The 6,516-nt window shown below is 64.6% G+C and carries 6 protein-coding genes; 5 read left to right on the forward strand and 1 reads right to left on the reverse strand.

Translation table 11 applies throughout. The features are described from left to right. Positions 1-184: 184 nt before the first annotated feature. Entirely contained in the window at positions 185-655 is a 471-nt protein-coding gene (locus OXU42_18770; GenBank protein MDE0031429.1) for a YHS domain-containing protein, read from the forward strand. Between the two features lie 64 nt (positions 656-719). On the opposite strand, the gene OXU42_18775 is transcribed toward OXU42_18770, so the two are convergent. Continuing rightward, positions 720-1,868, reverse strand: coding sequence for an ATP-binding protein (locus OXU42_18775; GenBank protein ID MDE0031430.1), 1,149 nt, complete (start codon positions 1,866-1,868; stop codon positions 720-722). 177 nt (positions 1,869-2,045) lie between these two features. Between OXU42_18775 and OXU42_18780 the strand changes: the two genes are divergently transcribed. The 4 genes from OXU42_18780 to OXU42_18795 all read left to right on the forward strand — a co-directional run bounded on the left by OXU42_18780 (position 2,046) and on the right by OXU42_18795 (position 6,358). Further along, positions 2,046-2,999 carry a dihydrodipicolinate synthase family protein gene (locus OXU42_18780; protein MDE0031431.1) on the forward strand — a complete coding sequence of 318 codons (954 nt, stop codon included), beginning with the start codon at positions 2,046-2,048 and terminating at the stop codon, positions 2,997-2,999. 37 nt (positions 3,000-3,036) lie between these two features. Then, positions 3,037-4,326 (forward strand): glycosyltransferase, encoded by a 1,290-nt coding sequence (locus OXU42_18785; GenBank protein ID MDE0031432.1) that lies wholly within the window; start codon positions 3,037-3,039, stop codon positions 4,324-4,326. A gap of 248 nt (positions 4,327-4,574) precedes the next feature. Then, positions 4,575-5,084 (forward strand): hypothetical protein, encoded by a 510-nt coding sequence (locus OXU42_18790; protein MDE0031433.1) that lies wholly within the window; start codon positions 4,575-4,577, stop codon positions 5,082-5,084. A gap of 281 nt (positions 5,085-5,365) precedes the next feature. Continuing rightward, the gene (locus tag OXU42_18795; GenBank protein ID MDE0031434.1) at positions 5,366-6,358 is read left to right on the forward strand and encodes an ABC transporter substrate-binding protein; all 993 of its coding nucleotides are present in this window, start codon (positions 5,366-5,368) and stop codon (positions 6,356-6,358) included. Positions 6,359-6,516: the final 158 nt, after the last annotated feature.

The raw sequence follows: 6,516 nt of genomic DNA on the forward strand, positions 1-6,516 counted from the left end.
CCCCCCCCCCCCCCCCCCCCCCCCCCCCCCCCCCCCCCCCCCCCCCGGGACGGTGGTGGGTTGATGTCGGTTTAGGGGCTGTAACGCCGAATTTCGCGAAAGGGTTCACCTCCGGCGTATTGCAAACACGTTCGGATTGGGCTGGAATATAGGTATGAACTCTCGAATCCGACAGGAGGCATCCATGAGTCGCGCACGGCGCATTCGGCGGTCGATGGTGGCCGCGCTGTTCATTGCGGCACTGTTTTTGCCGGCGGGCACGGCCCTGGCGCTCGACCCGGTGTTCTCGACCTATCTGGGCGGCGCCATCCGGGGGTACGATCCGGTGGCCTACCACACCGAGGGCAAGCCGGTGGCGGGCAAGCGCGCCCATCGGGTCGAGTGGAAGGGGGCGACGTGGTCGTTCGCCAGCGCCGGGAACAAGGCGCTGTTCGAGGGCGACCCGGAGAAGTACGCGCCCCGGTACGGCGGTTACTGCGCGTGGGCGGTGAGCCAGGGTTACACGGCGTCCATCGATCCGGATGCCTGGAGCATCGTGGAGGGCAAGCTCTACCTCAACTACAGCCTGGGAGTACGGGACCAGTGGTCCCAGGACATCCCCGGCAACATCGCCAAGGGCGACGTCAACTGGCCGAAGCTGGTGGCCGGCAAATAGGGGTCACGGGGGATGCGTCCGTCGGGCTCCGTGACCTTCTCTCACGGCGGACGCCCAACCGACTTCACGGCCAGAGCGCATCCGTTCGCAGCGCCTCGAGAAACCGTTTCACCGTCCACACCTCGATGCCGTCTTCCGTGCGGAAGGCGCGTGCGCCATCATAGACGAGAATGCGCCGAGCCAGGTTCGGCAGACCGGCGATGGCGCGCAACCCCTTGAGCAAGGCGGTGTGGTACCGTTTGGCCGCCTTGGTTTCGATGGCGAGGCATTCGGCATCCCGGTGGAGCAGGAAGTCGACCTCGGTGCTGGATTCCGTCGGTGCCCAGTAGTGGATGCTGTCGAATAGCGGTTGTTCTTCCGCGTGGGCGCGCAACAGGCTCAGGAGCCAGCCTTCGAAAAGCGCCCCGCGTTCCTCCGCCGACACCGGGCCGAACTGGCGTTTGACGGCGCGTACGAGGCCCGGGTCCACCCAGTAGAGCTTGGGCCGCCGCCGCTCGCGGACCCGCAGCTTCGCCTCGAACGCCGGCAGGCGCCAAGTGAGAAGCGTGTCTTCGAGTACATCCAGGTAGCCCGCCACGGTGGGGCGCGCCACGCCGGCGTCCCGGGCGATGCCCGCGACGTTCAGGACTTGTCCGTGAAGCAACGCGGCGATAGGCAGGAAGCGAACGAAGCCAGGCAAATTGCGCACGACGGCTTCCGCCCGGATCTCTTCCCGGAGGTAGAGCTGCGTATAGCTCTCCAGCACCTCGCGACGCCCGTCCGCGGTCCACACCAGCGGAATGCTGCCGTACCTGAGCACGTCTTCCAGGTTGAAGTCGGCGCCGAGTTCCCGCGGGACCAGCGGATACATCGCCTTGCGGACGGCCCGTCCCGCCAGCAGGTTCGTACCCGCGGTCTTGAGCTTCCGCGCACTGGAACCGAGCAGGGCGAAGCGCAGGCCGCGTTCTTCGATCAGCCGGTGCACCTCGTTCAACAGCGCGGGAATGCGCTGCACTTCATCGATGACGACCCAGTCGCTTGGCGCGACGGCGGAAACCAGTTGCCGGAACAACGACGGGTCGGCCAGCAGGTCGTGAAACAGGGCTTCATCCAGCAGGTCGAGACGCAGTGCGTCGGGCAGGGTCGTGCGCGCCCATGAACTCTTGCCGACGCCCCTCACACCGAAAAGGAAGAAGCTGCGAGCCGGCAACCGCGCGATCCGACTGTATAGCATGTCAACAGAAATAGCCGAAAAGTGACAACATAGCAAACATTATGCAGGCCCCTTCCTGTGTCTGTCACCGCATGCGCGGCATTGAATTCGGCGTTGAATTCAGATACCCAACTCATTGAATTCAGGCACACATCCTCACAGGCAGCGGGTACGGTCCGCCGCCGGAAGGGAACCGCCATGAAGTACTCGAAGCACGATGCGAAGGAATACGCCCGCGCGAACATGAAGGGCGTCTGGGCCGCGGCCATGAACCCGATCAGGGAGGACTTCTCGTTCGACGAGGAGGGACTGCGCCGGAACATCCGGCACTGGGTCGACGATCTGGCGATTCAGGGGCTCTTCATCGCCGGCAAGCAGGGAGAGTTCTTCACCATGTCGCTGGAGGAGCGCAAGCGCAACTTCGAAATCGCCGTGGAGGAGACCGCGGGCAAGGCCGGCACCATCATGTCCTGCTCCGACCAGAACTTCGACACCGTGGTGGAGCTGGCGCGCCACGCCGAGGCGGTGGACGCCGACTACATCGTGGTGCACGCGCCCGTGCTGCACTTCGTCACCGACCGGGACGACGCCGTCTACCACTACTACAAGGCCGTGTGTGACCGCGTGGACATCGGCATCGCCATGTGGAGCCACCCGGACTCGGGCTACCTGATGAGCCCGGAGCTGTGCGAGCGGGTGGCGGAGCTGCCCAACATCGTGGCCATCAAGTACTCCGTGCCCCGGCCCATGTACGCGGACCTCACCCGGCTGGCCGGCGACCGCCTCATCGTCAGCACCGCCTCCGAGGAGGAATGGCTCGACAACATCGTGGAGCTGGGCTGGCAGCTCTACCTGTGCTCCTCGCCGCCCTACCTGCTCCAGACCCGGAACGACCGTCGCATGCACGAGTACACCCAGCTAGCCTTCGACGGCCAGGCCGAAAAGGCGCGCCAGGTCCGGGACAGCCTGAACCCCGTGCGCGAGGCGCTGGCGTCGAGCCGCCCCGGCGGCAAGCCCCACGCCCACCAGAAATACTGGCAGGAACTCCTGGGCCAAGTCGGCGGCACGGTGCGTCCGCCGTTCCTCCCGCTTACGGAGGACGAGAAGGAGCGGACGCGGGAAGCGTTCGAGGGGTGTGGGTTGAGGGTGTAAGCGCGACGGCCGAAGCTCGAGATCCCTGGATAGGGGTGTGCCGAAGCTCGCTGGTATCGCGCACGTGGCGTTCGTTCTCCCGAACCTCGCGGGAGGCGGTGCGGAGCGGTCGCTGCTGACAGTAGCCAACGGCTTGATCGAACGGGGCCACCGAGTCGACATCATCCTGTTTGGGGCGCGCATCCACTATCCCGCGGAAGTCCCGCGAAAGGCTCGCCTTTTCCTCGTCGATCACAGACTGGACGACCGCACGAAGAAGAGCGCGAGGGCTAAGGAGGTTCTCAACAATTCGGCTCGGATCTCAATGGCTCAGCTTTCAGTGACATCAAAGTCACGGGATTGGCTGCGCATCATGGATGCGCTCCGCTGGGACCCGCTCTGCCTTCCGGGTCCGCGCCTGGTCCGGCAAGCGCGGGCGGTGGCGGCCTATTTGAGCCATCAGCAACCCGATTGTGTCGTTCCGAGTCTGCCGCGCGCCAAGATTGCCGCCCTCCTGGCGGGGCAGCTATTGGGCACCCATCCACCCATCGTCCCCACCATCCGCAACGTGCTTCAGGCCCGTCGGCGCAGTCACAAACGCTGTTATCGGCACCTGTTCGGGCGCGCATCGCACTTCATTTGCGTGTCACAAGGCGTGGCCGACAGCCTCGTAGAACAAGTGGGCGTTTTCGCCACGAAGGTCTCCGTCATACACAACCCGGTCGTCACGCCAGACCTCGACGCTCGGATGACCCAGCCGGCCAACCACCCGTGGATGGACGACGGCGGGGTACCGGTTATCCTCTCGGCCGGCAGGCTTTCGTCTCAGAAAGACTATCCCACCCTTGTGAAGGCCTTCGCGCGTGTCGCCGAGACGCGGCCGTGCCGCCTCATCATCCTCGGGGAAGGAGGACGGCGAACGTCGCTCGAACGTCTGGTCGCGCGTCTCGGCCTGACCGGGCGCGTGTCCCTGCCGGGTTGGGCGGACAATCCGTTCGCGTTCATGGCACGCGCGGCCCTTTTCGTGCTGTCCTCGCGATTCGAGGGTCTCCCCGGAGTTCTCGTGCAGGCGCTTGCGTGCGGCTGCCCTTGCGTCAGCACCGACTGTCCCGCCGGCCCCGCGGAAGTGCTTCAGGATGGGCGACTCGGGCAGCTCGTACCCGTTGGAGACCCCGTACGGTTGGCGGAAGCCATGGTCTCCGCCCTCGAAAGGCCGGTGCACCGGCAGACGTTGCGTGCCGGGGTAGCTGCCTTCTCGGCGGAAAACGCAATCTCGGCCTATGAGGGCTTGATCAGGTCCGTCATTCGGAAGTATGGCGAAAGCGGTTCGGCGTTGGAGCATGCATGAGATCGAAAATCCGAAGTTCAAAGTGGTTCTGGCGCGTTCGCCGCGTTCTCGCACTGAGGAGATTGAAGCATATCCAGAGAGGCAGCAGCGCTTGGTTCGTAGAGACCGAGATCAAGTACGGTGGTCTAGTAATCGACGTTCCTCGAAAACGGATTAGTCCGCATGATCCACGATTTCTGCCTGCCAACAAAGGGGCGGGCGGTTCCCGCGGTGGGTCCCGAGCGCGGGGTATGCGAGGTGGCGACCGGATGCTGGTTCATGGGTATGCACCCAAGTATGCCGAGTATGTTGGGCGGTACCTGGGGCTCCACCGCCAACTGACCATAGTGGAGATCGGCATTCTGCGCGGGACGGGTCTTGCGACGTGGTCCGACCTGTTTCCATCCTCGCGCGTGATCGGGCTCGACATAGATCTGTCGCACGCCCGTTCCAATATGCCGGCGCTCAAAAACATGGGGGCGTTCGGCGGGTCTGATCCCGAACTGTATGAATTCGATCAATTCGCACCGGACAGTGGCCGACTGGACACAATTCTCAAGGGAGATCGCGTTGACATTTGCATTGATGACGCCGCGCACGAGTCAGGGGCAATCATGCAAACGCTGGAACATGTGATGCCTCACATGAACAACTCGTTCGTGTACTTCGTCGAGGACAATGCCAGTGTCTGCGACGAGATTCGTGCCCGCTACCCTGGATACGAGATCGAGAGTGACGGCGAATTGACGATCATTTCCAGTTCCGCGCCGCTTGGTTGAGAGGACAGGCGCTCGCCCCCACGTTCTCCGATACCCATCGCCGGGGTTGCGACCCTTTTCCACTTGGGAGATACTTCTCGCAACCGACAAGAAACCGGAGAAGCCGTCGGCGCCCGGAGGTTCCTGCCCGGGACCTCCGTGAGGGTTGCGTGCGGCGGGGCCATGTGTCCCGACCCTCCACGGCGCGGGCGAAACAAGAAACCGGTTCATGGGTCGCCTCCTGGACTGCGCACGCACAGGCCGGGCGGGGGCGCGTGGACGAAAACAAGAGGAGGCATGACATGAAACTGCGAATAGCGAGCTTAGTGGCGGGTGCGTTCCTGGTGCTTGCCTTGGCCGCTTCGGCCCAGGCGAAGTGCGGCAAGGTCACCATCTCGGAGATGAACTGGGACTCGGCCGCGGTGGCGGCGCAGGTCGAGGCCATCATCCTGAGCAAGGGATACGGCTGCCAGGCGGAGCTGGTGCCCGGTGACACGGTACCGACCGTGACCTCCATGACGGAGAAGGGCGAGCCGGACGTCGCGCCGGAGATCTGGATCAATTCCGTGCGCGAGGTGGTGACGAAGGCGACCAAGGAGGGGCGCCTGAAGCAAGCCGGCGAGATCCTGAGCGACGGCGGCGAGGAGGGCTGGTGGGTGCCGGACTACCTCGTGAAGGAGAATCCGGAGCTTACCACGCTGCAGGCGGTCATGAAGCGCCCGGACCTGTTCCAGGACAAGGAAGACCCCGGCAAGGGCCGTTTCTACGGCTGTCCTTCCGGCTGGGCCTGCCAGATCATCAACGCCAACCTGTTCAAGGCCTACGGCCTCGACAAAGCCAACTTCACGCTGTTCGATCCGGGGTCCGGAGCGGGCCTGGCCGCGGCCATCGCCAAGGCGTATGAGCGGAAGCAGCCCATCTTCACCTACTACTGGGCGCCCACCTCGGTCCTCGGCAAGTACCCGATGGTGAAGCTCGGCGGCATGAAGCACGACCCGGCGACGTACGCGTGCATCACCAACAAGGACTGCGCCGACCCGAAGCCGAACATGTACCCGAAGTCCGATGTGCTGACCTACGTGGTGGGCGGCTTCGCGGAGAGAGAGCCCGACGCGTTCAAGTTCGTCTCGAGCGTGTCCTGGCCCAACAGCGTGGTCAACAAGGTGCTGGCGTGGAAGGCCGACAACAAGGCCGACGCCAAGGAAACCGCGGAGCACTTCCTGAAGAACTACGAGGACGTGTGGACGAAGTGGGTGTCCGCGGACGTGGCGGCCAAGGTCAAGGCCGGCATGTAGATCGGGTTCTAGTCACGGCCGGCGTCCAAGCCGGCCCGGGAACAGGCGGGGGGGTGCCGGGGCGCGGGGGGGGGGCCGCAGGCCCCCCCGAGGGGGGGGCGGGAAAAAGGGGATTTGGGGGTTTGGGGAAACCCCCCCCCAAGGCGACACCCCACCCC

It is taken from the genome of Deltaproteobacteria bacterium (assembly GCA_028818775.1).
Taxonomy (GTDB): Bacteria; Desulfobacterota; Binatia; order UBA9968; family JAJDTQ01; genus JAJDTQ01.

Bases quoted from the DNA above. Each gene is read 5' to 3' on its own strand.
- OXU42_18795 (MDE0031434.1), top strand. From the start codon at position 5,366: ATGAAACTGCGAATAGCGAGCTTAGTGGCGGGTGCGTTCCTGGTGCTT.
- OXU42_18780 (MDE0031431.1), top strand. From the start codon at position 2,046: ATGAAGTACTCGAAGCACGATGCGAAGGAATACGCCCGCGCGAACATG.
- OXU42_18770 (MDE0031429.1), top strand. From the start codon at position 185: ATGAGTCGCGCACGGCGCATTCGGCGGTCGATGGTGGCCGCGCTGTTC.
- OXU42_18790 (MDE0031433.1), top strand. From the start codon at position 4,575: ATGCTGGTTCATGGGTATGCACCCAAGTATGCCGAGTATGTTGGGCGG.
- OXU42_18775 (MDE0031430.1), bottom strand. From the start codon at position 1,868: ATGCTATACAGTCGGATCGCGCGGTTGCCGGCTCGCAGCTTCTTCCTT.